Below are 26,782 nucleotides of genomic sequence, written 5' to 3' on the forward strand. Positions count from 1 at the left end.
AACAAAGCGGTACCTCAACATCGATCTTCTCAAAGAACAGGAATTGAACCAGAAACTTGAAGTGGCCGAGGTAATCTAACCGAAACAGGCACTGCTAAGAAAAAAGCGAAAAACTCTTTACACTACCCAAAATTTAGGGACAGATTCGGCACGATCAAGACCCACCTCACCAGCCTGGATGATCAGCCTTTAGGTAAAGCGGCCCTTGTAATCATCATCTTCCTGGACATTTTCATCCTGGTTTCCATTTTCGATGGCCTCGACGCCCATACCAGGCAGCTTTCCTCTCCCGATAGCTACATTCCTGGCACCTGCCGGGAGATCGTCATCAACCGCCACTGGAACCCCACCAACAGGATCGACAACCTTTCGCAGATCATCATCTCTTCAAGCACCAGCTATTACCGGGAGGAAGAAAAGAAAAACGAGCAGCATCCCATCTGCGTGCCGTACATGGGCCTGGTCGATCAGGTCAAGAACGACAAGACCCTGATCGCCCTCTTCGAAGAGCGGAACAAAGCGGACGGTGAGGCCAGGGAACTGCAGAGGGAAATCGACAATCTGAAGGGATCGTACGACACTGCCCTGTTGGAAACCATTGCCAGTAAGCAGGGCAGCCAAACGAAGGTTGCCGCAACAAAGGAAGATTTTCAGAAGAAGACCGCAGCCCTTGATACGCTGAAGTCCAGGGTAGCATCCCTGGAACGATCCATTGACAGTGATGGGAAAATAAAGCTTCTGTGGGAAAAACTCCAGAGCCTCCGGGAGCAGGACCGGCAAAGATTGCTGTCCGATTTGCGGACGCTGAATTTCTGGTACCCGGTAAAGAAGCTGGGAATGCAGATGATTTTCCTGCTGCCCCTTTTTATTGCCTTTTATGCCTGGAACAACGCCAGCATCAGGAACAACCGGGGCCTGCAAACCCTTGTCTCTTCCCATCTATTGGGAATTTCCTTCATCCCCATCCTCTGCAAGATCGTTGAAACGGTCTACGACATCATTCCGAAAAAACTGCTGAAAAAGCTTATCGACCTCCTCGAGTCCCTCAAGCTCGTGGCCATCTGGCACTACCTCATTATTGCCCTTGCGGTAGCTGCCGCTCTCTTCCTGATCTACATCTTTCAGAAGAAACTTTTCTCCCGCGAGAAACTCATCGAGCGCAGGATTTCGAAAGGTGAATGCCAGCAATGCGGGAAACATTTGCCTGCCGGATCACAGGCATGTCCCTTCTGTGGCTTCGTGCAGTTCAAACCATGCAGTAATTGCAACAAGCAGATGCATGCCCATGGGAAGTATTGCCGGGAATGCGGCCATGAGGCAATGAACTTGTACCAGGGCAAATGCACAACCAAGTTGCCAGACGAGGCAGGATAAAAGGCAGCCCTTGGCCATATCTACAGTCTTTAGCCAAAGGAGAACCAATGACTACACCAAAGAGAACCATGAGAACGATGTCCGGTTTGATCGCTGCCTGTTTGTTGCTGCTGCTGGTTCAAAATGCCTGCGCCCAAGAGATACCGACGCAATTTCGCAGTGACATCGAGAGGCTGCTGAAGATGACCGGTGCCGAGGCCCTTGGCCTGCAGATGGGTGCGGCGGTCTCCAACCAGATGGTTGACTCGCTGCTCAAGCAGGAGCCGGACGTGCCGCCGAAGGCGGTGGAGGCGGTCAAGGACGAGATCCGCCTGGTCTTTGCGGAGGAAATGCCCAAGCTGATGATGGAGATCGTGCCGATCTATGCCAGGCATTTTACCCATGAGGAGATCAAGGGGCTGATCGCCTTTTACAGTACTCCCCTTGGGAAGAAGAGCATAGCGGCAATGCCTGCGGTCATGCAGGAATGCATGCAGGCAGGGCAGGCATGGGGGGAGCGTATCAGTCCGGTACTCGCCCCGCGTCTTGAATCCCGGCTCAAGCAAGAGGGCTATGGGGACAAGTAGCTGCGGCCTGTTTTCCAAGGAATACAGGCTCCTTCTTTTTGAAACTCCTTAAGAAGCGCGGCGCTGAGCACTTTAAAGGGGACAAGCTCCTTTTACCAATGCGAGCTTGTCCCCTTCTTCATTCCGTACTTCGGTTGTTATCTCGCGTCACTTGCCCGTTGGGGTGATGGTGCCGAAGAGGCCGTCTTTTTCATCGTTTATGCCGGCTGCGAAAAACAGCGTATTCGTCGGCCCAGCGTTCTTGCCATTGCCGAATTCCAGCCCCCACAGCCCATCGATTGTCAGTGTCTTGCCATCGTTTGTCTCAAGAAGGTCAATGAATTTTCCTGTCTCAGGATTGTAAGCAGCAATCTGGCCACTACCGAAGTTCCCGATCAGCAGACTGCTGCTGAACTTCCCGAATTCCGCCGGGGCAAGGGCGACGCCCCAGGGAGAGTTCAACCATTTGCCGGTTTCAAGACGCTGGAGCAGCGTGCCGTTTGGGTCGAAGATATCGACAAAGCCATTACCCGCTCCGGCAACATCGTCATGCTTGGCAGAATCCTGCTTGGCATAGGTGACAAACAGCCTGCCACTGATGTTCATGACGTTGAAAGGAGCAAAGCCGTCTGGAATCTTGGCATCGGAAAAGGCATCCTTGGCCAGCGTCACCGGCTTAAAGTTGGTATCGAAGACATCTATGCTGCCACCCCTGAAGTTGGCAGCATAGAGGAAGAGCTCGCCTTCATTCAAGGCGGTAGCGGCGCCCTTGTAAACTGCCGAATCGGAGTTATCCACCTTGAGAATGGCATTCTTTGCATCGACCGACTGATTCCAGGCAGAGATGGTGCCATCTTCGGTGACAAAGATAAAGGTGGCAGGTTTGTCCTCGGCGACTTCAAAATCCTTGGTGCCATTGAAAACTATCCCGGTGGGAGTCGCCGGTCCAGCCGCACCCTTCGGTGGGGGAATCGTTATGATGAAGGGAGAGTTAAGGGGAAATGGTTGCCCCTGGCCGTTATAGACGGTTGCAACCCCGGTACCGTTGTCATTGATCCACCATGGGCCGGTTGGAGAGTGTGCGATGCCCCAGGAATTGACCAGGTTGCTGTCGGTTTCCTTGGCAAGGCCGGCAACGTCGGAAACCAGGTTGGTCTGCTTATAAAATTCAGCCCGTGCGCCAGTGGCAATGTTTAACAGCACCCCCATTGTGAAAAATGCCATCACAACGTACATAGCTGCCCGTGATTTTTTCAATGCCATAAATGTACCTCCTTTTTGGGTTGGGGTTTTCGTTGAGGGTTCAGTCACCTCCTTTGCCGTAGGATGACTATGATTGAAAACAAAAAAGCCGAGCTCACCGAAAGGAAGATATCCTTCAGCAGCTCGGCCACCATAGTTGGACCGTATCGCTCTGCCCCCTCCTGAGAAGGATTTTTGGATATTGCAGTGCAGGTTGTTACATTAGGTACTTTACCGTAGATATTAGGCGTGTCAAATGAATCAGCCGTTTTCCCTCTCCCGCAGTAAGAGCGAAAGGGCCCGCCAAAGGCGATAGCCGTCCATGAAGGTCGGTTTCAGGTTGACGTGCATCAGTCCGTTAATCAGGTAGAGATGCCCCTGGCCGGGGGGGATCTGCTGGGCAAGGGCTTTGCTCTCGGTGTAGGGAATGATGTCGTCGTCGTAGCCGTGGAGGATGATCATGTGCGCCTTCAGACGGTGCAGGTCGTAGCGGGCGATGTTGAGCCGGTCGATTTCGGTACGGATGGCAGGGGGGAGGTGGCTGATCAGGGCCGGTACCCTGTCCGGGTCCCTGTTCTGGAGAAAGGCAAAGAGACTGCGCCCCTCGGCGGTCAGGCCGTCTGCAAGATCGCCGATGGTGGCCCCCTCGTCGTTCATTTTCCGGGCCGCCATCCTGGCAAAGAGCTGCCTGTCCATGGCCGAACCCAATCGGTTGAGGTTGCTCAGGACGAAGACCCATTTGCCGTAATGATTGGGCTCCCGGTAGCGCCACATATCCTCCTTCTGAAAATAGCCGGTGGTGAAGAAGGTGAGGACCCGGACCAGGTCGTGGTAGCCGCCGATGGTCAGGATGAAGCGGGTCCGGCCGACGATGAGGGGATCAAGAGCCGCCAGCACTGCCGGGCCGCAGGCGTAACTGATGGCACAGAGCCCGGCACGCCCCTCCGGCGCCAGATCTTGTCGGGAAGATAACCAGTAGAAACAGCGGGCCACATCACCGATGTCCCGGGAGCCCACCTGCAGGGAGCGGAATCCTTGCAGATCTGGGACCAGAACGGCAAAGCGCGCCCGTGCCATGCTCCTGGCCAGGGCCTGCAGGCGGGGATCGTCCTTTCCCGTTTCCGCGGCTCCCGGCAAGAGGAGCATTGCCGCAAGCGGCTTTTCAGGTGAAAGGTAGAGATCGGCCTGGTAGCGGACCCCCTTCACTACAAAGGTCTTCGGCACCCGCTGCGGCTGGGAACTCGCTGCACCCGGTTTTTTTGCACTGCCGCCGGCAATGTCGGCAAGGAGCTTTGCCGCCTCGTAATCCCTGACGGGGCTGCAGGCGGCGAGCAGGGTGGCGAGGACCATGATGGCGAGAAGGGTGCCCGGCAAGGCAGGGGTTCTTTTCATGGGGGACTCCCGGTGGTCTGTTTCATGTGCTTTCCTTGCCGGCATGACCGGCAATCGGGCGAAAAAACTTCCCGGCGGCTATGCTTATCCCGATTCTGATATAAAATTATTGAAAAATCATCATGTGTGGAGGGAGCCATGAAACGTATTGCCGTACTCACCAGCGGCGGCGACGCCCCTGGCATGAATGCTGCCATCCGTGCCATTGTCAGGACCGGTCTCGATAAGGGATGGGAGATGTTCGGCGTTCATAACGGCTATTCCGGCCTGATCAGTGGTGAAATAGCACCACTCGGCGCACGGGACGTGGGGGGCATTATCCAAAAAGGGGGCACTATGCTCGGCAGTGCCCGCTGCCGCGAGTTCGAAACCGAAGAGGGCCGCCGCAAGGCCTTGGCCCAGATGGAGCAGCAGGGAATCGGCGGGCTGATCGTCATTGGCGGCAACGGCTCCCAGACCGGCGCCTACGAATTGTCCCGCATGGGTTTCCCGGTGGTGGGGGTCGCCTCCACCATCGACAACGATCTCTACGGCTCCGATATCACCATTGGCGTTCAAACGGCCATGGATGTGGCTCTTGAAGCGATCGACCGGCTCAAGGTTACCGCTTCTTCCCATCACCGCGCTTTCCTCCTGGAGGTCATGGGTCGCAAGTGCGGCTATCTGGCCCTGATGGCGGGTATTGCCGGCGGCGCCGAGGCGATCATGATTCCCGAACAGAAGACCGACCCGGAAAAGGTGGCCGCCGACCTGCGCAAGGCCTACGACAACGGCAAGGCCCATGCCATCATCGTCGTCGCGGAAGGGGCGCAGAACAATGCCGACGGCATGGCCCAGTACTTCCAGATCCACCGGGAGCGGCTCGGCTTCGAGCTGCGGGTTACCAAGCTTGGCCATGTGCAGAGGGGAGGATCGCCAGGTTCCTTCGACCGCATCCTCGGTACCCAGCTTGGCGCCGCCGCCACGGAAGCCATGGAGAAGGGCAACAAGGGGGTCCTGATGGGGACCATCAAGGGTGAGATTGCCGCCACTCCCCTGGATGTGGTGGTGAACAACAAGAAAGACCTGGACCTGCGCCTGCTGGAGCTGGCCAAGGTCCTTGCCACATAAGATTCCCCATCGCCAGAAGGCAGCCGCGGCTTTGCCACTCCCTCCCGAAGTCACGGCAGCCACTCCTTGGGATTCCCTTCCCTTTATTTCTGCACCGCGAAGACTGCCTGGGGTTCCCGCGCCGATTCCTTTCCCGCTTCCAGCAGGGCATAGCGTAACATGATCGAGCCGACCGTGGTAAGCCCCCCACCGAGAAGATGCTTGCCGCGCCACCTGCCTGGGATCAGGCTCACTGCCATGCCGGCGACGATCAAGGCCTTTGCCCCGCGCCACAGGGCAGAGGATCTCCCTTTCTGCAGCGGCTGTGCAACCAGCGGCTTGCGCGCCGCCTCCCCTTCCACGGCAGCGATGGCGGCAAGTTCCGCCGCTTTCCCCATCAACCCAAGCTGTCTGACTACTCCGGCTTCCATATTGTTCAAGGGCAGCATCTCCAGCACTGCTGCGGTGCTCGCCAGGGACGAGGCGACAAAAAGCACCGGCAGCCCGCGCCGCGTCTCGTGCCAGAGTGGATTGGCGGTGTTGCCCAAGAGGACACCCGTGTAGCCGGCCAGTACCAAGCCTCCCGCCGCCAGACCCCAACCGGTGATCTGGCCGGAGGGCTTTTCCCCCTGCAAAAGCGAAAGGCTTGCCAGCAAGCCGGTGGCGGCCAGGGACCAGGAGCCGATGCTCATGGGGGAGGTCGGCCGGAAGACCCGCAGCATGTTGATGAAACGGAATTTTCGCCCCAAGTCCCAGGTCAGCAGCCCCGGGCCGACGGTCGTGCCGAGAAAGGCGAGCATCTTGCAGGCGGCGGCCAGGTCTTCCGTGGATTTCAGGCCATGCAGTACCGCGGCAAGGACCGCGCTTCCTCCCGCCACCCCCCCAAGGTAGAAATAGGCGGGGACCGACCAGATCCAGACCGGCTCCTTCAGCAGGGGAAGCCGGTAGTAGTCGGGGTGCGGTTCGGCCGTGACGGAAGGGACCTGATGCCAGATGGGCACGGGCCAGGTCCCCTTGCGCAGCTCGGGCTGCCGGAGCTTCTGTCCGGCCCCCTCGCCCGAAAGCACAGTCCATTGCGGATTCAGCTCCCTACCGACAGTTTCCCGTTTCCATGGCAGATTCATGTGCGCTCCCCTCCGTGTCGTACCGCAGCTACCGTCACCGCCACCATGCCCGCTGCCGCCAGACCCATGGCCAGCCAGGACGTGCCTATCGTTTTTGTTGGCACCACCGGGCTCGGTGGGAGGTTGTAGGCCTCCGGGGCGTGCAAGAGCAGAAAAAAGGCGTGGAGCCCCTCGGTGCCCGGCTGTTCCTCGGCAGTCATTCCGTAAAGCCAGGCCTCCTGCCTCCCCTGGCGGTGGAGCTCTGCAAGTCTTGCCTCCGCGCGATTCCGCAACTCATCCACGGGACCGAAAAAGATGGAATCGGTGGGGCAGGTTTTGGCGCAGGCCGGCTCCATCCCTTGCCGCTGGCGGTCATAGCAGAGGGTACATTTCCAGGCCCGGCCGTCGTCATTGCGCCGGTTTATGACGCCGAAGGGGCAGGCGACGACGCAGTAACCACAGCCGTTACAGACATCGGGCTGCACATAGACGCTCTCGAACTCGGTGCGGACGATGGCGCCGGTGGGGCAGGCCTCCAGGCAGCCGGCCCGCCGGCAGTGTTTGCAGACGTCGGAGAGGAAGAGCCAGGAGAAGGGCTGGGCCGTTGTCTGCCCGGAGAGGTTCCTGTTCTGCTCGACAAAGGCCACATGGCGCCAGGTGGTCGATTCAAGGTGCAGGGTGTTGTCGTATGAACGCCCGCTGAAGAAATTGCCGTCGGCCGGGAGCTGGTTCCACTGCTTGCAGGCCACCTCGCACGCTTTGCAGCCGATGCAGACGCTGGTGTCGGTGAAGAATCCGGTAGCCGCCATCTCATGCCTCCTCGGTGAGTTCGGTTTTGCCTGCCCGCAGGCCGTGCCGCCCCACCGGCTTGTGCTGCACCGGCGGCAGGTCGCGCTGCCCCGCATCGCCGAGCTCCGTCTCGGCCAGCGGTCCGGCTGCTGCCGCCCGTCTCTCTTCCGGCCGGCGCCCGGCAACGATCTGCACGGAAAAAGCCTTCGATTCCTCGATGCTGACGTTGGGGTCGGCAATGAAGGCGGTCAGCTCGTTGGCGGCATCGCCAGTGGAGCGGCCGACCCAGCTCCAGTGGTAGGGTAGCCCCACCTGGTGCATGATCCTGCCCTGCATGACCAGCGGCCGCATCCGCTCGGTGACCAGTACCCGCGCCTCGATTTCCCCCCGAATGGTGCTGACGGTGGCCCAGCCGCCGTTGATCAATCCTCGCAGCCCGGCCAGTTCCGGTGAAACCTCGACGAACATCTCCGGCTGCAACTCGTTCAGCCATGGCAGCCAGCGGCTCATCCCCCCCGCCGTGTGGTGCTCGGTGAGACGGTAGGTGGTGGCAATGAAAGGGTAGCGGGGATCGCCCCACGCCTTGTGGTAGGGGTTGTCCCGGCGGACCCATTCCATGCGCGCCGGATTGCACTGCTGGCCATAGAGGGGGTTTTGCAGCACCGACTCCTGGGGCTCGTAGTGGGTGGGAAGCGGGCCGTCCAGGAGGCCGCTCGGGTCATAGAGCCAGGCTTTTCCCTCCGCCTGCATGATGAACGGATCGATGCCGGAAAGGGTGTCTATCCCTTTCGCCCCTTCGCCGGGTCGATAATCGGGGGGTCGGGTGGCTATGAAGTCGGGGGTGTCGAAGCCGGTCCACTTCCGCTCCCCTTCATCCCACCAGATGTACCGCTTCCGCTCCGACCAGGGTTTGCCGTCCGGATCGGCCGAGGCGCGGTTGTAGAGCAGACGGCGGTTAGCCGGCCAAGCCCAGCCCCATTCGGGCGCCACCCAGCTCTGCTCGCTCTCCGGCTTGCGCCGCGCCGTCTGATTGATGCCATCCTTCCTGCAGCCGCTATAGATCCAGCAGCCGCAGGCTGTGCTGCCGTCCTTCTCCAGTTCCGTATAAGCAGCAAGAGGCTTGCGGTCGGGAAGGGTATAGCCGTTGATCTCCGCCAGCACCTCCTCGGCATCGGGCTCCTCGTGTGGTCCAATGGTCCGGTATTGCCACGCCAGGTCAAGAATAGGCCGGTCCTTGGCCGCTTTGGAATCTTGGTAAAGCGCCTTGAGCTTTCTCCCCAGATGAAAGGTGAAGTGGAGGTCGCTGCGACAGTCCCCGGGGGGCTCAACCGCCTTGTGGTGCCACTGGAGGAGCCTTTGGGTGTTGGTAAAGGAGCCGTCCTTTTCGGTGTGGGCGGCGCAGGGGAAGAAGAAGACTTCGGTGCCGATCTCCTCCGGCTTCACGTCCCCCCTTTTCACCTCCGGTGCAGTCCGCCAGAACTCTGCGGTTTCAGTGGGCGCGAAATCCCGCACCACCAGCCACTCCAGCTGCCGCATCCCCTTGCGCTGCAGTGCCGTATTCATGGAGCCGACCGCCGGGTTTTCCCCAATGACGAAATAGCCCTTAACGACGCCGTCGGCCATGGCGGAGACCGTCACCATGTGGGAGTGGTCGCCGCTGATGTGAGGGAGGTAGTGGTAGCCCCAGTCGTTGTCCGCAGTGGCGGCATCCCCATACCAGGCCTTGAGGAGCGAGACGATGTACTTGGGGAATTCGCTCCACCAGCCGCTGGCCGATTCGTTGTACTCGATGTACTTCTTCAGGTCAGTATCGTAGGAGGCCTTGGGCATGGGGAGGTAGCCGGGGAGCATGTTGTAGAGGGTGGGGATGTCCGTCGAGCCCTGGATGGAGGCGTGGCCGCGCAGGGCCATGATTCCCCCGCCGGGACGGCCGATGTTGCCCAGGAGCAGCTGGATGATGGCCGCGGTACGGATATACTGCACCCCCACGGTGTGCTGGGTCCAGCCGACCGCATAGCAGAAGGCGCTGGTCCGCTCCCGGCCGGAGTTGGCGCAGAGGGCCTCCGCTACCTTGGAAAAAAGTTCACGCGGGATGCCGCATGCCTCTTCAACCACTTCCGGTGTATAGCGTGAAAAGTGGCGCTTGACTATCTGGAAGACGCACTTGGGATTGGTCAGGGTCTCGTCGTACTCCTCGGCGGAAATCATTGCCCCTCGCTCGGAGCGGGGCTCGCCGGAGAACATCTCCCGGTGCCCCGCCGCTGGCGTGACCTCAACCCCCTTGTACTGCCAGGAGGCGGGGTCGTACTGGCCGCTTTCCTCGTCCCAGCCGCTGAAGAGACCGTCCAGATCCTCCGTATCCAGGAAATCATCGGAGACGATGGCGGCAGCATTGGTGTAGTTGACCACGTACTCCCTGAACCAGCGGTCGTTCTGGATGATATGGTTGACAATGGCGCCGAGAAAGGCGATGTCGCTCCCGGCGCGGATGGGGACATGGATGTCGGCCACGGCACTGGTGCGAGTGAAGCGCGGATCAACGTGAATGATGGTCGCGCCGCGCCGTTTCGCCTCCATGACCCACTGGAAGCCGACCGGGTGGCATTCGGCCATGTTCGAACCCTCGATGACTATGCAGTCGGAGAACTGCAGGTCCTGCTGAAAAGTTGTAGCGCCCCCCCTACCGAAGGAGATCCCCAGACCGGGGACCGTGGAGGAGTGTCAGATGCGCGCCTGGTTTTCCACCTGGACCATGCCCATGGAGGTGTAGAGCTTTTTCAGCAGGTAGTTTTCCTCGTTATCCAGGGTGGCTCCCCCCAGATGGGCAATGCCAAGGGTGCGCCGCAGGGGGTGGCCCTTCTGGTGCTCCTCTTCCCAGGTTTCGTCGCGGGTCTTCTTTACCCGCGCCGCCACCAGGTCCATGGCCCGCTCCAGGGGAATCTCCTCCCACTCCTTACCGTAAGGGGGACGATAAAGGACCTTCTGCAGGCGATGCGTGCCGGTTACCAGCTGCGTGGTCGCCGCCCCTTTAGGGCAGAGACACCCCCTAGAGATGGGGGAGGCATAGTCCCCTTCGATATCCAGGATCTTGCCGTCCTTGACGAAGACTTCCTGGCCGCAACCCACGCCGCAGTAAGGGCAAATGGAGCCGACGACCCTGTCAGCACCGGCCGTCCGAGCGCTGAGGTTCTCCGTGTGGCGTGACCAGGCGCTTTCTCCCAATCCCAATGCATCCAGGTTCGTGAACTGGCGCAAAAGGGGTATCCGCTCCGCCAATCGTTTGTCTGCCATAGAGGTTCCTTCCTCTCGCCTGGAACAGGCAGAAATGTTGAGAATTAAATGTAGCTAATATAACAGCAAACACAGCAGTTGCCCAGAGGCCTCGGGAATTTCCCGGTCTAAGGGGCCTCGTTGTTGCGGGGTACGGCCCGGTCGGCCAGGCGGGTGAGCAATGATGGCGCAATGTTGGAGCGGCACTGCCAACCCGGCTTGAGGCGATCACCGCCGGGATGGGTGGGGGCGGGGAGCAGGCGGTTGGCAAAACTGAATGCCGTGGCGGTGAGATCGGGAAAATTGGCATTCAGCCCATGGAGCAACATGGCGGGCAGGGTGACGATCAGCCGGGGCTTTCCGTAGCGGCAGGCGCCGATGATGCGCCGGGCGGTCCGTTCCGGCGTCGTCGAGAGGAACGGGTTGGCGCCGGAGATGGAGAACCAGGCGAATTCACTGGTGTGTTTTCCCTTGAAAAAAGCCCTGACATGGGAGCCGGTGCGCATCAGGCCGGGGGCGACGGTGGTGACGAGAATGTTGTCTTTGGCCAGCTCGCTCCGCATCCCGTCCGAAAGGCCGGTGAGGGCGAATTTGCTCATGCAGTAGGGAAGCAGATGGGGCACGGCCACAAGGCCGCCGATGGAGGAGATGTTGACGATACGCCCCCTTCCCTGGCGTTTCATGATCGGCACCACCTTGCGCATGAGCAGCAGGGGCGCCCAGGCATGAATGGCCATGGCCTCCCGATAATCCTCCAGCTGCTGGTTCTCCTCCGGTCCCACCTGGATTATGCCGGCATTATTGATCAAAACGTCGATCCCTCCCCGCACTCCCTGCACCGCCGTGACGGCCCGCTCGATCTCTTCCTCGTTGCGCAGATCGCAGGGAAAGACGAGGACATCGGCGCCGCTTGCCATCAGCTCCCGTCGTGCCCGCTCCAGCTCCGCCTTGCCTCGGGCGATGAGGCTGAGGCGTGCCCCTTGAACCGCCAACTGCCGCGCCAGCTCAAGCCCCAGCCCCCTTGAACCTCCGGTGATGAACACCGAGGTGCCGCGGAAATCAAACCTCCGGCTGCGGATTACGGCCACGGCGGCCATTGCCATGATGGCGGCGCCTGCCGCGACGACAGTCATTCCCTTGTTTGCCATGGTGCCTCCTTTTTAAGAAGAGTTCCACCGTTCATGCCAGGACGGCCAGCAGCACCTGTACGCAAATAATCTTGTAAATTGTCGCCGCCGGATAGACCGAGGCAAAGCCGATGTTCGGCAGGTCGTTGCGGGTCTGGTCCAGGGCATAACCCAGCACTGCCGTCTGGGTCTGCAGGCCGGCGATGATGCCGATCAGAAGGGTCATGGGGATCTTCAGCAGACGGTAGCCGATCCAGAGCGCCAGGAGCGATGCGGTGAATGTGATGACAATACCGGTTCCGAAAATGAGCAGGCCTCCCCCTTTGATGAAAGTGGAGAGAAAGCTGTAGCCGGCGCGGGTCCCGACCCCGGCAAGGAACAAAACCATACCGATCTGACGCAGGGTCATGTTGGCGCTGTAGGGAAGATTCCAGACCATTTTGCCGCTGTAACCGATCGTCCCCAGTATCAGGGCCACCACCAGGGGTCCGCCGGCAAAACCGAACTTGAAGGTGATACCGCCAGGGAGGGGGATGGGTACGATACCGAGCAGCAGCCCCAGGGCCAAGCCGCTGCTGAAGGTCAGAATATCGACCTCGCTCACCGCCCGATAGGAATCCCCGAAATAGCGCGTTACCGCTTTCATATTGTCGTGGTGGGTGACCACCCGCACCCGGTCCCCCAGTTCAAGGACCAGGTCGCCGTTGGGCAGAAATTCGTCATCTCCCCGCCGGACCCTGGTGATGACTGCGCCAAACCGTTTGCGCAGGTTGAGGTCCCTGATGCGCCGCCCCGCGACTTGTGGACTTGAGACGAAGATGCGCCGGAAGTCGAATTCACTGCGATCCAGATCAATCTCTTCCTTGCTCCGCTCCCCAAGGTAGGCGGCGGCCCGTTCGATTTCCCCGGCCGACCCCACCACCGTGATCAGATCCCCGACCAACAGTTTGTCTTCCATGGTTGCCAGCTGAAACTGCCCGGCCCGCTTGATCCGTCCAAAGATCACGTCCCAGCCCTGTTCGCGGCGGATATCCTCAAGGGGCTTGGTGCAGCAGATCGGTGCCCGGGTGACCTGGATGGTGAAGTTCTTCAAAGGTTCGGTGGGAGCTCCCAGATCGCGGAGCTGTTTTGCCTCGCTGCTGAAATTGATCCGCCACAGGCGCTGGGCCAGACTGATTGCCAGAACGGTACCGATGACCCCCATGGGATAACAGAGGGAATAACCGACCACTGGCTCGGCCAGGAGGTCTTCCAGTCCACTGCCGGAATAGTTATGCTTGAGGGTGTCGAGAATGGCCGCCAAGGCAGGTGTGCTCGTGAGGCTCCCGGCGAACAAACCGGCGGCGATGGTCGATTTCAGATGGAGGAATTTCCCCACCCCCGCCACAACGGCAGCGCAAACCGTCAGGATACCGACCACCAGCAGGTTGTAGCGCAGCCCCTGGCGCTTGAATGAGGCCAGAAACGCAGGTCCGCCGCTCAGGCCGATGGTGTAGATGAAGAGGCTTAAGCCCAGCATGTAGATCACTTCCGGCAATTTCATGGCCGGATCGAGGGCGCCGAAGGCCAGGCCGACGAAGAGCACCGCTGCAACCCCGAAGCTGCTGCCGCGAATGCGGATCCTGCCCAGGGGATAGCCGATCCCTGCTACGAGAAAGAGGAGCAGCAGGGGATTTTCCATGAGGATCTTGGTCATAGTGGATGCCTTTCTTTTTTGCTTAAAAAATTATAACTAATTTTTCCGGATATCCAGCCGCGATTTCACCTCTGTCGTTTGCGGCGGTCATTTTTATGCTATAGTTTAAATTAAAATTTATAAATAAAAGGAGGAACGATTATGGCACAGAAAGACACCATGGCGGATGCTTTGATGCTTGTCGGTGGCGGTATTGTTGGCGCGGGCCTGGCCTTGTTGCTTGCTCCGAAGGCAGGAAAGGAGACCCGCAAGGATATTGCCCGTGTGGCGCGAACCGTCGGCAGCAAAACAGACAAGGTGGTCCATGAGTTTGCGGACAACATTTCCGAACTGGCCGACACCGTCGGCGAAAAGGCCTCCAGCATCTTAAGCAGTGGGACCGAACTTGCTCCCGAGTCGAAAAAGGAGCTCCTGGCGGCCATCGAAAGGGGGCAGGTCAAGTTGGAGAAGCAACGGCAGAGAGTGGCGCGCCTGATCGGCTGATTCGCGGCATGTCCGCATACCCTACCCGGAGGACGACCATTATGCCCAGTCACCTGTTTTTTATAGGAGCACTTGTCTTCCTGGCGGCGCAAACGATTGCCGTCCAACCGGCAGCAGCCGTTTTGGGCGAGCCGGCCGCCTCCATTGCCACAGATAAGAATGCCCTGGGGGGGGAGCGGATCGCCAAATCGGCAGGCAATGGCTACGAGGTCCAGGAAATAGAATCAGAAGCAACTGCAGTACGGGAATACGTATCCCCGGAGGGGATTGTTTTCGCCCTTGCCTGGAATGGTCTGGTCAATCCGGACCTTACCCATCTCCTAGGTTCCTATGCGGCGGAGTACGAACAGGCGCTGAAAAAAACGCCCCGGAAGCCGGGACAGCGAAGCCTGCAGGTAACCGCGCCCAGGGTGGTTGTGGAAAAATGGGGTCACATGCGGAACCTGCAGGGACGAGCCTATGCACCTGATCTCTTGCCGGCGGGGGTGACCATCGATGAAATCCGCTAATTTTCTTCTGTTCTGCGTGTTGATGCTGGTCATTACCGGGTGCGGGGGTGACGGTGCGTCAGAGGCAGCATTGGCGCCAAAGGCTCTCCGCTCCATTGCCGTTACCCCGGCGGCTCCAACCCTCGCCATCGGTAAAACCCAGCAGTTTACCGCCACCGGCAGCTACTCCGACGGCACGACCCAGGATATTTCGGCCTCAGCCACTTGGATGTCGGCAAATGGGGCTGTGGCAACCATTGACAAGAAGGGGCTCGCAACTGCAGTTGCTGCCGGTACAGCGGCAATTACGGCGTCAGCCGCAGGTATCACCGGCACCACCACCATTGCGGTAAACGCAGGCGATGGTACTACCGCTGCCGATGGCGCCACCGATCCCAATGTCATGGCGGTTACGGTCAATGGTGCTCTCTGTTCAGCCAATTCCTATCCCAATAAGCCGTGCGTCAGCGTTACCGTCTGTATTCCCGGTACCACCACCTGCAATACGATCAATGATATCCTGCTGGACACGGGAAGCTTCGGCCTGCGTCTTTTTAAGCAGCCCCTGGGGCTCGACCTTCCCCCCGCGCCGGGTGGAGCAGGGGAATTGGCCGAATGCATCCAGTTTGCCGACGGATCTTCCGAGTGGGGGCCGATCCGCATGGCCAGGGTCATCCTGGGCAACGAGCCGGCCATAGAAATACCGATCCACGTGTTCGACACCACCTTCGGCACCCGCCCCGCTGCCTGTCTTGATGCCGATCCCGATCCGGCCAAGGCAGGATTCAACGGCATCCTGGGGGTCGGACTGTTTCCCCAGGACTGCGGCAGCAGGTGCGCCGGCAGCGTCGCCAACGGCATGTATTTTTCCTGCAGCGGTGCTGCCTGCACCGGAACCTCGGTAGCCGTTGCCAACCAGGTGAAGAATCCCGTCGCCTCCCTTCCCCAGGACAACAACGGCATACTGGTCCACTTTCCTTCCGTCCCGACAGGGGGCGCTCCGTCCCTTGACGGCAGTCTCATTTTCGGCATCGGCACCCGGCCCAACAACACTTCTACGGCGGTGGAAACCTTTCCCGTGAACCAGTTTGGAGAGATCACCACCGTTTTCAATGGGGTGTCCAACGGCAGCTTCATCGACAGCGGCTCCAACGGTCTTTTCTTTTCCCAGGCGTCCCAGCCGGCGCTTCCAGTCTGTCCTGCTCCTTTCGCCGTCTGGTACTGCCCCCCCGAGGAGGTATCACTTTCCGCCACCACCATTGCGGCTTTCGGTAATCCCCTCGCCGAGATTCCATTCCGCATCGGCAACTTCAGCAGGCTTACCGCCACGGGAAGCAGGGTCTTTGACAATATCGGCGGCCCGGCCCATGGAAATATCTTCGACTGGGGATTTCCCTTCTTTTTGGGGAGGAATGTCTTCATCGGCATTGAAGGGAAGGCTACGAACCTGGGAACCGGCCCTTTCTGGGCCTATTGAAAATTAAATTTGCACTCTCCTGTAGCCGTACCGGGTCCTAGCCCGCCCGGTGCGGCGATTATCCCTCAGCGGTAAGTCGGCAGGGGCATCTCAAGATTTCCAGGGCGGATTTCCGGAACATATCTTGTGGCCATGCGATATTTTTTTCGGGTGCGGCAGATATTGTGGCGTCGGTTTAGTATACTTATCGTGTTAGATCAATCTAATTTGACCTGGGGATCTACATGCTGATCAATGTCATATACCGCGACGGCAGCGTCGATATCGTCAATTCCTCAGTTTTGGGCCATCTGATCAAAAACGGACAGATCTTTGCCTTCTGTCGGTCTGATGGCTGGGTACGACTCGATCGTGACCCGATCCGCAAGGGGCGGCTTCCCTTCGACGGGCCCGGGAAGCGGGTCAACGACCTGATGGAAGACTACTTCGGCTGACCGCCAAGGGGTCACCTTGCTTTCAAATGTCTGCTCCTGCAAATACGCCAATCCACAAGCCTTCCCGCTGGAATCCGACGGCGGCACTGGAAGAGGCGTTGACGAAGAATTCCCTTTCCCTTGCCGATCTCTTCGACCGCGCCTATAGGCCGATCCCGAACAGCATCCCCCAGAAATTCACTACCCGCTTCGACCGATTCTTTGATCAGGCCATCTCACCCATCCAGGAACGGATTGTGGCGGAAAATGATGATATATATTTTGCCATCTGCGTGGATCACGGCTATTGCCCATCCCACAACCTGCGCTACACCAAGCCGCTTACCGGCGATCCCGACATCGACAAAGGGCCAACCGGACCAAGCGGATATTCGACGACCGGACCGGCGTGCGGGGAGCGCAGAACACGGAGCCTTTCCTCCTGCAGACATACATACGGGACACCGGCGAGATCATGAATGACATGTCCACCCCCATCGTCATCGGCAACCGCCACTGGGGGGCGGTGCGGATCGGCTATAAGGCAAAGTAGAGCTCCTAACCTCTGATTACTTCAGGTTATACTATGATCTGATGCAGGTCGCGCTGCTTGTATCGCCAGGCGAAAGCTACGGCGCGGAAGAGCCAGTCCAGGAGAAAGACCCCCCAGACCATATAGAGGGAAAGGTGGAGAGGAACTGCGGCGAGATAGGAGAAAAGAACCCTGATTCCCCACATGGCGGCGAGGGTGACGAGGAATACGTAGTGGGTGTCGCCGGTGCCGCGCAGGCTGCCGGCATAGACGAAGGAAATCGCCAGGGGGATCTGGGCGAAGGCCACCAGGCGGAGAAAGACGCACCCCTTTTCGACTACCTGCGGATCATGGGTGAAGAGACCGATGAGCAGGTGGGGAACGAAGAAGAAGAGCACCGCCATGAAAGCCATGACGAGAATCGCCAGTCGCAGGGCTTCGTTATGGCTGATGCGTGCCCGGCTGATCTTGCGTGCTCCCAGCGCCTGCCCCATGAGGGTTGAGGCGGCAATACCCATCCCCGCCCCGGGCATGAAGGAGAGGGACTCGATGGAGAGACCGATCTGATGGGCGGCATAGGCGGCGGTACCGTAGCTTATGATGAACTTGGAATAGAAGAGCTGCCCCGACTGCTGGGCGACCCGCTCCAGGGCCACCGGATAGCCAACCTGCCAGACCTTGCGGAAGAGGGGAAGGTCCGGTTTGCCGATCTTGATGTAGTCCTTGCGCAGGGCCTGGATCAGCAGGTAGAGAAAACCGCAGAGCTCGGAAATGTTGATGGCATAGGCGGCGCCGGTGACCCCCAGCTGGGGCAGTCCCAGCTTGCCGTAAACCAGCGGATAGGCGATGAGCACATGGAGGATGTTGACTAGGATGATCCCCTCCATGGGGGTCCGGGTATTGCCGGTGCCGTGCATGATGGCGGAGAGGATATTGAGCCCGGCGGTGAAGGCGAAATAGAGAAAGACCAGCTTGATATAGCCGGCAGCAAAGGCGAGCACGTCCGCCCGTGCCCCGAGGAAGCGCGCCAGCTCCTCACCGAAGAACCAGCCGAGGAACGAGGCGACGACTGCCATGCCGGCACAGGCGAGGCAGGCGGCAAAAGCGGCACGCCTCGCTTCCCCATGGCGCCCTCCCCCCCACAAATGTGCGATAACGACGGTCGTGCCGGTGGCAAGTCCCCAGAAGACGGTCATGACGACGAAGATCAACAACTGGCCGAGACCTGTTGCGGCAATGGCGGCCGCTCCCAGTCCGCCGACGATGAAGATATCCACGATGGAGACTAGCCGCTGGAAGAGGGAAGAAAGAAGCACCGGCAGGGAAAGATTGATGACGTTGCGGCGGATGGAGATCCGCTTGGCGGGTCTCCTCCTGAGCAGCTCGGTAAATACGGCAAGGTTCAGCGACAATTACAGCTCCAGTTCCTCCGCCATGGCCATGACGAAATTCTTCGCCCGTCCCGAGGGGGCGATGATGCCGTAGGCAATGGCTTCTTTCAGTTCAGCCTGTGTTGCTCCAGCTTCCTTCGCCACGGCGAAGTGTTTCCTCAGTCAGGTGGGGCAGCCCACGGCTGCGGCGCAGCCGATGCGGATCAGCTCCCGGGTCTTAACGTCGAGCACTTCTTCGAATTCGAAATCCAGAATCTTCTTTTTAATGTTCATTGTGCGTCTCCTTTCGCCTGATTGCGGTGGCAATCAGCCGGCGCTAAGGCAAAGGGCGGCATAGATTTTGGCAGCGGCAGCGACATCATCGAAAAGTACCTGCTCGTCGGAGGTGTGGGCGGTCTCCAGGTCGCCGGGACCAAGAATGAGCGGCTTCGTGCCGGCGGCAAAGAAAAGGTTTCCGTCGGAATGGGAACGGAAGGCATCGAGACGCAATGCTCGACCCAGCTGCGGATAGATCCGTTCCAGGGTGTGCACCAGATGATTGTTCCGGTCCAAGGCGTAGCCAGGAGAGGCGAAATCGAAGGTCACATCCAGATCCAGCCCCTGAATGGCAAGCTCCGCTCCTGCGGCGATACGACGGATCGCCTCCTGGATCGGTGCCGGGTTCTGGGAGGGGGGCAGATGCAGGTCGATCCATGTCTCGCAACGATCCGGGACGACAAATCCGGCGCGGGATGAGCTCATTTCGCGGATGGAGTAGACGATGTCAGACTTGGCGCGGTCGAAGAGAGGGTCACGCCCCAGGTGCATGAGGACGCGGAGCATGGACTCCACGGCGTTGTGTCCCAGCTCCGGCAGTGACGAATGGCTGCGCACGCCGCGGGTAACAAAACCTGCCTCCATATAGCCGTAGTGGGCGAAACAGGCGGTAAGGCCCGTCGGCTCGCCGATCACCGCCCAGGGGGGGCGGCATTGTTCCAGGAAGGCGGCACTGCCGTCCCCGTTTTCCTCCTCGCCCACCGCCAGGAGCAGCCCGACCGGCGGGCGCTCCTCCGGCTCAAGCGCCGCGGCCAGTGCGAGCCACGCCTCGACCATGGCGGCGCACCCTCCCTTCATGTCGGCGCTCCCCAGGCCATGGATCACCGCTCCTTCTTCCTGGGCGCCGAATGCCTCCAGGTCCCAGGCGGGCACGGTGTCCACGTGGGCTACCAGGTAGAGGAGGGGTTCGCCTCTGCCCATGGTGACGCAGAGGTTGTAACGTTCCTCGTCCACCTCCTGGCGCCTGACAGCAAAACCTGCTGTCGTCAGGAGCCCCTCCAGATAGAGCTGGATGTCTTCCTCCTTGCCCGAAGGGGAGTAGATATCCACCATCTCCACGAGGGTCCGGCGCAGGCGTGCCGGATCGATGGCCTGCCATACTCGCTGGACGCGGTCGGTCATGCCTTTTTCCCCGGCTTCCTTTTCTGCTTGCGAGTCAGGTTGAGGGACATGTAGACGTGTTCCTGGATGTCGGCAAAGCCGTGCTTCTCGAAGAAGCGGATTGCCGGCAGGTTATCTGCCGAGGTGTCGATGAGGATCATCCGCACCCCCTGGTCCTTCATGCGCCGTTTCATTTCGGCAAAAAGGCTGGTGCCGACCCGTCCCTTCTGGATATTCCTGCTTACCCCGAGCCAGACCAGATAGCCGTATTTCCAGGGGGAGTGGTGCTTTTTCACCGTCGTTCCCAGGGCAAACCCGCAGATGCGCCCCCCCGCCTCCGCCACCAGGCAGAGCTCAGAGTCGGAATTGAAGAGGGTGGTGATCTCGTACTCGTCCCAGGTGCGGTAGAGGCTCTGGGAATACTCGGCGGTGAAGACCTCTTCGCCGATGTGGAATACCTCCGGGAAATCATCGATGTTCATGTCGCGGATGCGGAGCGGCTCCTCCGCTGCCGATGTCTCTGCCATAGCTACCTCGCAAAATTAGCAGTACTCCATAAAGCGGCAAATTTCAAGCTGTTGTATAAAGGCCTTGTCATGCCGGCTCAAAACCTGCTGCTCAGGGTGCGATCCAGGTTGAAGGCGGCGCTGATCAGGGCCAGATGGGTGAAGGCCTGGGGAAAATTGCCGAGTGCCTCCCCTTGGGAGCCGGTCTGCTCTGCGTACAGCCCTAGATGATTGGCGTAGCCGAGCATCCGTTCGAAGAGGAGCCTGGCTTGGTTCAACTTTTCCGGATTGGCCCTTCCGGCGCGGGTCAGGGCCTCCACCAGCCAGAACGAACACATGTTGAAAGTTCCCTCTTCCCCCGGCAGTCCGTCTACACGAGGTTGGGGAGGATAGCGGTAGACCAGGCTGTCGCTGGCTAGACCGCCGTTTTTCGGATAATCGAGAATGGCCTCGATGGTGCCGAGCATGCGGGGGTCGGTGGGGGCAAGAAAGAACACCAGCGGCATGATCAGCAGGGAGGCATCCAGGTCGTTGCTGCCGTAAAACTGGGTAAAGGCGCGCCGCTGTTCATTCCACCCGTGGCTCATGACCTCTTCGTAAATGCGGTCCCGTTCTTTTTGCCATTTCCGGTGCCGGGCGGGGAACGAGCGTTTGTCAGCCAGGCGCAGCCCCCGGTCCAGGGCCACCCAGTTCATCACCTTGGAATAAATGAAGTGTTCCCGCCTGTTGCGCATCTCCCAGATCCCCTCATCGGGGCGGTGCCAGTTGTCGCAGATCCAGTCTAGCCGCTCGCGGATTTTTACCCAGACATCGTAGGAGATGGGGCTGACATACTTGTTGTACAGGTAGAGAGCGTCCATCAGCTCACCGTGGATGTCGATCTGAAACTGGGACGCGGCGGCATTGCCGATCCTGACCGGCCCGGACCGGCGGTAGCCTTCCCAGTGGTCCAGGGTCTGTTCCGGCGGGAGACAATCGCCGCCGACGGTGAGCACCACCGGCAGCGCCTGCCCCGGTACAAAGTGCTGGGCGGCGCAGCCCTCCAGCCAGCTGACGAAGGCGGCCGCCTCGGCGACGAAGCCGATGCGCAGGAAGCCGTAGACGGTGAAGGCCGCATCCCGCAGCCAGGTGTAGCGGTAATCCCAGTTGCGGCTGCCGCCGATCACCTCGGGCAGGCTGGTGGTCGGGGCGGCGATGATGGCGCCGGTCGGCTCGAAGGTGAGTAGTTTCAGGGCAAGTGCGGACCGTTGCACCTGCTCCCGCCAGCGACCGTGGTAGGTGCAGGCGGAAAGCCATTTCTGCCAGTATTTGACGGTGTTCTGGAAGAGTTCTTCGGCCTCCTCTTCCGGCGGAGGACAGGGACATTGGACAGCATCGACATTTTTGAAAAGGAAAACCCGCGATTCCCCCTCCTGCAATATGAATTCGCCGGCAACGCCCCCTTGATCGTCCAGCCGCAGTGGAACTGCGGTGGAGAGGGCAAAGCTGGCCTCATCGGTCCGGAAGACGGCGCCATTTTCTTCGATGGCCGTTTCATGGCGCTTTCTGCCGTAGTCGAAGGCTGGGCAGCAGAGGACGGAGAAGGCCATCGCCCCCCTGACGCAGCGCACCCGGCGATAGATATAGTGGTACCAGGGGGATTCCTGTGCCGGTCCGACAGGCATGAAGTCCTCGATCTCGGCGATGCCGTCTGCCGTCAGGAAGCGGGTAATGAGGATGTTGGTGGAAGGCCAGTAGAATTGCTTGTGCTTGAACAGTTCGGCAACGGGGGAAATGCGGAATCGTCCGCCGCGGCTGTCGTCCAGGAGGGCACCGAAAACGCTGGGGGAGTCGAAGTGGGGGTGGCAGTACCAGTCGATGGAACCATCCACCCCCACCAGGGCGACGGTGCGCATGTTGCCGATCATGCCGTAGTTTTCTATGGGCTGGTAGGACATGTGTGCCTCAGCGGAAGGAGAGCCATAGCTAACAGTATACCGCCGTCCCGCTGCTGTGCAACGGGGGGCGGAGCGTTGCCGCGCCGTGAATGCCCTCCTGGCCGGCATTCTTGACTAGCTTCCTGTCGCTGCTAAAATCAAAGTGAGAGCACCTTTGCAGCCGTTTTCCCAGGCAGAAGGAGGTATGCATGTTCTTCGCAGGAATCGGTCTCGCGCTCATCATCGCCTTCATCCTCACCCTCATCGTCGGCAGGGGATTTAAGCAATTTGCCTACGCCGACCTTCTCGGGCTCTTTTTCGTCATCTTTCTCGCCACCTGGGCAGGCGGGCTCTGGATCCAACCGGTTGGCCCAGTCATGTGGGGGATTTCCTTCACCGTCTTCATCGTCGTCGGCGTTCTCGTCGCCTTGCTGGTGGCGGCAACACTGCCGACTCCCCGCCACCGCACGGCGCATCCGCCGGCAACCGGCGGCCCTATCGACCGGGTTCACACGGAAAGCTTTCTCAATGTCTTCGTCATCATCATCATCCTGACCCTGATTGCCGCCATCGTCTACCGTCTGATACGGGTGGGTTGAGGATTGTCTAACTGGCGGAGGCTGAGGTGGTACTGCATCAAGCCTTCTACACAGGGTGGAAAAGGGCTCATGCTTTGCTGCAGCAGCACAAGATCAGATTTTTGAATAAATCCATGGGATGGTTTGACTTTACAAGAGGTGCGACACTACTGAAGGAGGTAAAGCTATGGTGATGGTAAGGCGCATGATACTGACCACAGCCGCGCTAGTTTCGCTGACAGCATGGGCTTATGCGGAGTCCGCCGGCCATGGGGGAACAGGCAGCTCCGACAGAAAGGTCCTGCTTTCCCAGGCAGGCGGTACCGGCATGGGGACCGGGACCGGCGGTTTCTCCACAGGAGGCTTCGGCTCAGGGACCGGCGGCACTTTCGGCACCGGTAGCGGCACCACGGGGGGCAGCACTTTCGGTACTGGCACCGGGGGTGGCACCGGCACTGGCGGCTTCGGAACTGGCACAGGCGGGAGCTCCGACACCGGCACCGGCAGCACCTTTGGGGGAACCACTGGAAGTGGCGGTACCTTCGGCACCGGCGGCACGACCGGCACAGGCGGCAGTTTAGGTACCGGCAGCGGCGGTGGCACCGGTACGAGCGGCACAATGGGGGGCAGCGGCAGCACTTTCGGCACCGGCACAGGAGGCAGCACCAGTACCGGCACAGGCGGGAGCTTTGGCTCCGATACCGGCACGGGTGGGACCTTTGGCGGCACGACCGGGAGCGGGGGGACCTTTGGCACGGGCACCGGTGGCTCCACCTTTGGCACCGGAGGAGCCTCCGGATCGGGCACCGGCGCTACACCAGGCACCGGTGGCACCTTCGGCACGGGCAGTGGTGGTACGACAGGAACCGGCACTGGCGGAACGTTCGGCACCGGAACCGGCGGCAACTTCGGTACTGGCGGGACCGGCAGCACCTTCGGGAGATAGGGAGGGCAACGAACAGAAGAGAGCTGAGATGGTCGGGGCGCTATTCCAGCCCGGCAGTATTTCGGTGGCCGGTGGTGGACCCCGACCTTGTCATCCATCTGCCGCAGGCTCCAGCAGCCAAGAAGGCTCAGAAGACAAGCGCCTGCATTGCTTTCAGGGACACTTTCTCCGCTTCCGTCGGTTCAAGCAGAACGAACGGTCGGGTCCGATAGGCGCGGTGGATCAGTCTGTCACCCTGCTGCAGCAGGGCCTGCAAGCGGTCGCGGTTGACCTGGTGGGTAACCAGCCCCAGGGCTTCCTCAGCTGAAAACCAGCTTACTTCCTGGGTCTCGTCACTGGGGGTAAGCGCGCCATTAAGATACCGGCCGCTATAGCCGAAGATGGTGGCGGGGGGTAGGCAGACCTTGGACCAGACAACCGCCAGTGGCCCCAGTTCGATACACGTCCCTGTCTCCTCCAGCACCTCCCGGTGGACAGCCTCCGTCAGGCTTTCCCCTTCCTCGACCCGCCCCTGGGGCAGTTCCCATCCCCGCCGGACATGTCTGACCAGAAGAATTTCCGCTGCTTCATTTCTGATCAGACAAGTGACGACCACCGTCTGCTTTTGCTTCTCCATGGTTACCTGCTCTGATTGGATAATGGCGGCCTTCGCCACCGGCTTGGACAGGTTAGCAGAAGGGGAACTCTTTGTATAGAGACTGCAGCGATACAGCCTGCAGGCAAGGGAATTACCCCCCGGGGCAGGCAAGGATGGCCGGTCCCGGGGGTGCGGCTTCAAGGGGTTGGAGAAAAGCCTCCCGAGCGGTAATTGGATGTCAGGTAGAAGGCGCCGATGTCATGGGTCTGGGTGTCGTTGCCGGTGGCGCCGGTAAAACCGAAGTAAACATCCTGTGTGGGGAAGATGCTTTTCAGCTCTATTGCCCTGGAAAGGAGCAGCGTTGCCGTGCTGCGGTCATTGCCGGAGTTCAAGCGCACTTCCATGGTAGTTCCGTCATAGTCGATCCATACATAGTAAGTACCGCCGTCGCTGAAATGCAGATCAGTGGCGACCGGGGGCGATGCTGGAGTATGCGCGACCGACCCGTTCATCACCAAAGCCACGTGATCTCCGTCCGGATCATTGTTGCCATAGTTTTTAAAAGTGTCGAATTCCACACCTAATGAAGGCGAAATCCCTCCGAAGCCAAGATTGCCGCCAGTCCCCCCCTCTTTGTTCGACACGGTCTGCAAGGTGAAGACGAAGCCATCGGCGTGCCTGTCGCTCCGGCCCCCTGCCCCTAGGGTAAAGTTGAAATAGGCATTGAAGACAAAATTGCTGCTCAAGGTGAAAGGACTGGTCAGAAAGGCGCTGCCGGCGGTGTTCTTTTCATTGGGGGTCAGCCTGATGCTGTTGTTGTTCAATACGGCCGCGCCGTTCAACTGAAAGGCGGTGCTTTTGTTGCCGTCGAAGGTGGGGATCTCTGTCGTCGTCTTCAAGGCATCGGCAATGGACTGGATTTCGCTGGCGCTGAGCTTTGCAAGACCCCCCATACCCCCCATGTTGGTGGTTATAGCCGCCTGGATCTCGGCAGCGGTCTTATTCCGTTTGGTGGAGGTGGCCAGGGGCTGATGGCACTCCTGGCAGTGTTTTTGGTATAAGGTGCTGCCACTGGCCTGAACGTTGGCACTGGTGTTGGAGTTAGCGGTTGTCCCGGAATTTCCCCCTCCGCCGCACGCCCATAAACTGCACAAGGCGATGCAGAGAAGGAGATTGTTCCCCCATTTCCCGATCCGGCATTCATTCATGTAGCACATACATTCTCCTTTTCCGATGAAGTGATCCATTTAATAAATTAAAGCTAATTTATTATAATACGAGGATCGTTTTCTTCAAGGCCGGGAGTGAGATCCCTATAAAGCCAGCACGGAGTGTGAGCGCAAAAATGGAAGGGATGGGGGTGGGATGGAATCGAGGTGAAGGCCGCCCGTTTACCATCAACGGCCCCTGAAGGACTAGCTTGGCTGCAGGTAAGGGTATGAGAAAATAAAGCATCGTTACAGTATTTTCCTGTGCTACTGCTTTCATCCGGCGGATATTTCCGTTATACTCGAATGCCGGTGTCATAACGATATTTTGCCATGAAAGATTTTGCGTGAAAAAAATCATCCTCCTGATGTTGCTGCTGCTCTTGATCGTGCTTTTTTTCCAGTTGGACCTGGACCGCTTTTTGACCATCGAGTCGCTGAGGGCGAACCGTGCCCGGCTGATTTCCTATTACGAGGGCCACAAGGCTGTTGCCGCCATTGCCTTCATTGCCGTTTATGTGATCCAGACCGCGCTTTCCCTGCCGGGGGCAGCGATACTTTCCCTTGCTGCCGGAGCGATTTTCGGCGTTGTGCACGGAACCTTGTATGCCAATATCGCAGCTACAAGCGGCGCGGCACTGGCCTTCCTCGTCAGCCGTTACCTGCTTCGGGATGTGGTGCAGAAGCATTTCGGCGGCCGACTTGAAGCCCTGAACCGGGAACTCGACCAGCGGGGCTTCGGCTACCTGCTTTTTCTGCGGCTCGTTCCCATTTTCCCATTTTTTCTTATCAATTTGGCAGCAGGCATGACGGGGGTGAGGTTCAGCACCTTTTTCTTTGCCACCCTCATCGGCATTATCCCCGGCAGCTTCGTTTTCTGCAATGCCGGGGCCAGCCTGGCCGGTATCGAGTCTCCGGAACAAGTGCTTACGTCGAGGGTTCTCGCCTCCCTTGCATTGCTGGGTACATTTGCCCTGATCCCCACCATATATGGGAAATGGAAGGGGACGCGACAGTAATTGGACGAAGCAGGCTGCCTTTTAATTGGGCATTCTCAGCCGGGCTCCATGTGAAAATGGGTTTTTCTCGCTCAGGCGTTTGCACCATAGCAATTTCCACAGCGCCTTTTTGCATGAAAGAATCTAGAGCAGGCGCCTCGTGAGCGCTGAAAGCGGCTCATGCAGGTAAGAGGCACGGTAACTGCACCAAAGCCGGGGGAGATGC

General features: G+C 59.5%; 26 protein-coding genes. 11 read left to right on the forward strand and 15 right to left on the reverse strand.

What is annotated here, in order from left to right; all coding sequences use genetic code 11:
• Positions 1-189: 189 nt before the first annotated feature.
• Positions 190-339 carry a hypothetical protein gene (locus ML541_RS17390; protein ID WP_243374883.1) on the reverse strand — a complete coding sequence of 50 codons (150 nt, stop codon included), beginning with the start codon at positions 337-339 and terminating at the stop codon, positions 190-192.
• Positions 340-444: 105 nt separating this feature from the next.
• Here ML541_RS17390 and ML541_RS17395 point away from each other — a divergent pair, with 105 nt between their 5' ends.
• Positions 445-1,374 carry a zinc ribbon domain-containing protein gene (locus ML541_RS17395; protein WP_243374884.1) on the forward strand — a complete coding sequence of 310 codons (930 nt, stop codon included), beginning with the start codon at positions 445-447 and terminating at the stop codon, positions 1,372-1,374.
• Between the two features lie 47 nt (positions 1,375-1,421).
• Entirely contained in the window at positions 1,422-1,940 is a 519-nt protein-coding gene (locus ML541_RS17400) for a DUF2059 domain-containing protein (protein WP_243374885.1), read from the forward strand.
• Positions 1,941-2,087: 147 nt separating this feature from the next.
• On the opposite strand, the gene ML541_RS17405 is transcribed toward ML541_RS17400, so the two are convergent.
• Together ML541_RS17405 and ML541_RS17410 are read right to left on the reverse strand one after the other, a co-directional pair.
• Positions 2,088-3,182 (reverse strand): TIGR03118 family protein, encoded by a 1,095-nt coding sequence (locus ML541_RS17405; RefSeq protein ID WP_243374886.1) that lies wholly within the window; start codon positions 3,180-3,182, stop codon positions 2,088-2,090.
• Between the two features lie 240 nt (positions 3,183-3,422).
• A complete protein-coding gene (locus tag ML541_RS17410; protein WP_243374887.1) occupies positions 3,423-4,553 on the reverse strand; it encodes an alpha/beta hydrolase in 1,131 nt (376 codons plus the stop codon).
• Between the two features lie 138 nt (positions 4,554-4,691).
• On the opposite strand from ML541_RS17410, the gene ML541_RS17415 reads away from it, so the two are divergent.
• Positions 4,692-5,663 (forward strand): ATP-dependent 6-phosphofructokinase, encoded by a 972-nt coding sequence (locus tag ML541_RS17415; protein WP_243374888.1) that lies wholly within the window; start codon positions 4,692-4,694, stop codon positions 5,661-5,663.
• Between the two features lie 83 nt (positions 5,664-5,746).
• On the opposite strand, the gene nrfD is transcribed toward ML541_RS17415, so the two are convergent.
• The 5 genes from nrfD to ML541_RS17440 all read right to left on the reverse strand — a co-directional run bounded on the left by nrfD (position 5,747) and on the right by ML541_RS17440 (position 13,627).
• Entirely contained in the window at positions 5,747-6,766 is a 1,020-nt protein-coding gene (gene nrfD / locus ML541_RS17420; protein WP_243374889.1) for an NrfD/PsrC family molybdoenzyme membrane anchor subunit, read from the reverse strand.
• The gene (locus ML541_RS17425; RefSeq protein WP_243374890.1) at positions 6,763-7,554 is read right to left on the reverse strand and encodes a 4Fe-4S dicluster domain-containing protein; all 792 of its coding nucleotides are present in this window, start codon (positions 7,552-7,554) and stop codon (positions 6,763-6,765) included. The genes nrfD and ML541_RS17425 overlap by 4 nt, the downstream gene beginning before the upstream one ends.
• 1 nt (position 7,555) lies before the next feature.
• A complete protein-coding gene (gene fdh / locus ML541_RS17430; RefSeq protein ID WP_243374892.1) occupies positions 7,556-10,825 on the reverse strand; it encodes a formate dehydrogenase in 3,270 nt (1,089 codons plus the stop codon).
• 107 nt (positions 10,826-10,932) lie between these two features.
• Complete coding sequence (locus ML541_RS17435) at positions 10,933-11,952, reverse strand: SDR family NAD(P)-dependent oxidoreductase (protein WP_243374893.1); 1,020 nt, start codon at positions 11,950-11,952, stop codon at positions 10,933-10,935.
• Between the two features lie 31 nt (positions 11,953-11,983).
• The gene (locus ML541_RS17440; RefSeq protein WP_243374895.1) at positions 11,984-13,627 is read right to left on the reverse strand and encodes an aspartate:alanine exchanger family transporter; all 1,644 of its coding nucleotides are present in this window, start codon (positions 13,625-13,627) and stop codon (positions 11,984-11,986) included.
• Positions 13,628-13,768: 141 nt separating this feature from the next.
• Between ML541_RS17440 and ML541_RS17445 the strand changes: the two genes are divergently transcribed.
• From ML541_RS17445 to ML541_RS17465, 5 genes are all read left to right on the forward strand, one after another.
• Positions 13,769-14,110: a YtxH domain-containing protein gene (locus ML541_RS17445; protein WP_243374896.1), complete on the forward strand. Its 342-nt coding sequence runs from the start codon at positions 13,769-13,771 to the stop codon at positions 14,108-14,110.
• A 41-nt stretch (positions 14,111-14,151) separates the two neighbouring features.
• Positions 14,152-14,619, forward strand: a complete 468-nt coding sequence (locus tag ML541_RS17450; RefSeq protein WP_243374898.1) for a DUF2844 domain-containing protein — start codon at positions 14,152-14,154, stop codon at positions 14,617-14,619.
• Complete coding sequence (locus ML541_RS17455; RefSeq protein ID WP_243374900.1) at positions 14,606-16,075, forward strand: DUF3443 family protein; 1,470 nt, start codon at positions 14,606-14,608, stop codon at positions 16,073-16,075. Before ML541_RS17450 ends, ML541_RS17455 begins: the two co-directional genes overlap by 14 nt.
• A 224-nt stretch (positions 16,076-16,299) precedes the next feature.
• Positions 16,300-16,509 (forward strand): GSU3473 family protein, encoded by a 210-nt coding sequence (locus tag ML541_RS17460; RefSeq protein ID WP_243374902.1) that lies wholly within the window; start codon positions 16,300-16,302, stop codon positions 16,507-16,509.
• Between the two features lie 26 nt (positions 16,510-16,535).
• Entirely contained in the window at positions 16,536-16,967 is a 432-nt protein-coding gene (locus ML541_RS17465) for a hypothetical protein (protein WP_243374904.1), read from the forward strand.
• A gap of 100 nt (positions 16,968-17,067) precedes the next feature.
• Here the strand turns inward: ML541_RS17465 and ML541_RS17470 are convergent, their stop codons facing one another.
• The 5 genes from ML541_RS17470 to ML541_RS17485 form a co-directional block, all read right to left on the reverse strand.
• Entirely contained in the window at positions 17,068-18,432 is a 1,365-nt protein-coding gene (locus tag ML541_RS17470; RefSeq protein ID WP_243374906.1) for an MATE family efflux transporter, read from the reverse strand.
• Positions 18,433-18,684: a GSU3128 family (seleno)protein gene (locus ML541_RS18930; RefSeq protein ID WP_279342563.1), complete on the reverse strand. Its 252-nt coding sequence runs from the start codon at positions 18,682-18,684 to the stop codon at positions 18,433-18,435.
• A gap of 33 nt (positions 18,685-18,717) precedes the next feature.
• Positions 18,718-19,848 (reverse strand): M20/M25/M40 family metallo-hydrolase, encoded by a 1,131-nt coding sequence (locus tag ML541_RS17475; RefSeq protein ID WP_243374908.1) that lies wholly within the window; start codon positions 19,846-19,848, stop codon positions 18,718-18,720.
• Entirely contained in the window at positions 19,845-20,354 is a 510-nt protein-coding gene (locus ML541_RS17480) for a GNAT family N-acetyltransferase (protein WP_243374909.1), read from the reverse strand. Before ML541_RS17480 ends, ML541_RS17475 begins: the two co-directional genes overlap by 4 nt.
• 77 nt (positions 20,355-20,431) lie before the next feature.
• Entirely contained in the window at positions 20,432-22,270 is a 1,839-nt protein-coding gene (locus ML541_RS17485) for a glycoside hydrolase family 15 protein (RefSeq protein ID WP_243374911.1), read from the reverse strand.
• Between the two features lie 188 nt (positions 22,271-22,458).
• Here ML541_RS17485 and ML541_RS17490 point away from each other — a divergent pair, with 188 nt between their 5' ends.
• Positions 22,459-22,848, forward strand: coding sequence for a hypothetical protein (locus ML541_RS17490; protein ID WP_243374913.1), 390 nt, complete (start codon positions 22,459-22,461; stop codon positions 22,846-22,848).
• A 166-nt stretch (positions 22,849-23,014) separates the two neighbouring features.
• Entirely contained in the window at positions 23,015-23,773 is a 759-nt protein-coding gene (locus ML541_RS17495; protein ID WP_243374915.1) for a hypothetical protein, read from the forward strand.
• A 127-nt stretch (positions 23,774-23,900) separates the two neighbouring features.
• Here ML541_RS17495 and ML541_RS17500 read toward each other — a convergent pair whose 3' ends face one another.
• Together ML541_RS17500 and ML541_RS17505 are read right to left on the reverse strand one after the other, a co-directional pair.
• A complete protein-coding gene (locus tag ML541_RS17500; RefSeq protein ID WP_243374917.1) occupies positions 23,901-24,389 on the reverse strand; it encodes an NUDIX hydrolase in 489 nt (162 codons plus the stop codon).
• A gap of 158 nt (positions 24,390-24,547) precedes the next feature.
• Positions 24,548-25,567, reverse strand: coding sequence for a c-type cytochrome (locus ML541_RS17505; RefSeq protein WP_243374919.1), 1,020 nt, complete (start codon positions 25,565-25,567; stop codon positions 24,548-24,550).
• A 359-nt stretch (positions 25,568-25,926) separates the two neighbouring features.
• Here ML541_RS17505 and ML541_RS17510 point away from each other — a divergent pair, with 359 nt between their 5' ends.
• Positions 25,927-26,577, forward strand: coding sequence for a TVP38/TMEM64 family protein (locus ML541_RS17510; RefSeq protein WP_243374943.1), 651 nt, complete (start codon positions 25,927-25,929; stop codon positions 26,575-26,577).
• Positions 26,578-26,782: the final 205 nt, after the last annotated feature.

The sequence above is a fragment of the Geotalea sp. SG265 genome, from assembly GCF_022808985.1.
GTDB lineage: Bacteria > Desulfobacterota > Desulfuromonadia > Geobacterales > Geobacteraceae > Geotalea.

Bases quoted from the DNA above. Each gene is read 5' to 3' on its own strand.
- ML541_RS17400 (WP_243374885.1), top strand. From the start codon at position 1,422: ATGACTACACCAAAGAGAACCATGAGAACGATGTCCGGTTTGATCGCT.
- ML541_RS17505 (WP_243374919.1), bottom strand. From the start codon at position 25,567: ATGTGCTACATGAATGAATGCCGGATCGGGAAATGGGGGAACAATCTC.
- ML541_RS17500 (WP_243374917.1), bottom strand. From the start codon at position 24,389: ATGGAGAAGCAAAAGCAGACGGTGGTCGTCACTTGTCTGATCAGAAAT.
- ML541_RS17485 (WP_243374911.1), bottom strand. From the start codon at position 22,270: ATGTCCTACCAGCCCATAGAAAACTACGGCATGATCGGCAACATGCGC.
- ML541_RS17455 (WP_243374900.1), top strand. From the start codon at position 14,606: ATGAAATCCGCTAATTTTCTTCTGTTCTGCGTGTTGATGCTGGTCATT.
- ML541_RS17480 (WP_243374909.1), bottom strand. From the start codon at position 20,354: ATGGCAGAGACATCGGCAGCGGAGGAGCCGCTCCGCATCCGCGACATG.
- ML541_RS17460 (WP_243374902.1), top strand. From the start codon at position 16,300: ATGCTGATCAATGTCATATACCGCGACGGCAGCGTCGATATCGTCAAT.
- ML541_RS17405 (WP_243374886.1), bottom strand. From the start codon at position 3,182: ATGGCATTGAAAAAATCACGGGCAGCTATGTACGTTGTGATGGCATTT.
- ML541_RS17465 (WP_243374904.1), top strand. From the start codon at position 16,536: ATGTCTGCTCCTGCAAATACGCCAATCCACAAGCCTTCCCGCTGGAAT.
- ML541_RS17495 (WP_243374915.1), top strand. From the start codon at position 23,015: ATGGTGATGGTAAGGCGCATGATACTGACCACAGCCGCGCTAGTTTCG.
- ML541_RS17440 (WP_243374895.1), bottom strand. From the start codon at position 13,627: ATGACCAAGATCCTCATGGAAAATCCCCTGCTGCTCCTCTTTCTCGTA.
- ML541_RS17510 (WP_243374943.1), top strand. From the start codon at position 25,927: ATGTTGCTGCTGCTCTTGATCGTGCTTTTTTTCCAGTTGGACCTGGAC.
- ML541_RS17445 (WP_243374896.1), top strand. From the start codon at position 13,769: ATGGCACAGAAAGACACCATGGCGGATGCTTTGATGCTTGTCGGTGGC.
- ML541_RS17415 (WP_243374888.1), top strand. From the start codon at position 4,692: ATGAAACGTATTGCCGTACTCACCAGCGGCGGCGACGCCCCTGGCATG.
- ML541_RS17475 (WP_243374908.1), bottom strand. From the start codon at position 19,848: ATGACCGACCGCGTCCAGCGAGTATGGCAGGCCATCGATCCGGCACGC.
- ML541_RS17425 (WP_243374890.1), bottom strand. From the start codon at position 7,554: ATGGCGGCTACCGGATTCTTCACCGACACCAGCGTCTGCATCGGCTGC.
- ML541_RS17435 (WP_243374893.1), bottom strand. From the start codon at position 11,952: ATGGCAAACAAGGGAATGACTGTCGTCGCGGCAGGCGCCGCCATCATG.
- ML541_RS17450 (WP_243374898.1), top strand. From the start codon at position 14,152: ATGCCCAGTCACCTGTTTTTTATAGGAGCACTTGTCTTCCTGGCGGCG.
- ML541_RS17490 (WP_243374913.1), top strand. From the start codon at position 22,459: ATGTTCTTCGCAGGAATCGGTCTCGCGCTCATCATCGCCTTCATCCTC.
- nrfD (WP_243374889.1), bottom strand. From the start codon at position 6,766: ATGAATCTGCCATGGAAACGGGAAACTGTCGGTAGGGAGCTGAATCCG.
- ML541_RS17410 (WP_243374887.1), bottom strand. From the start codon at position 4,553: ATGAAAAGAACCCCTGCCTTGCCGGGCACCCTTCTCGCCATCATGGTC.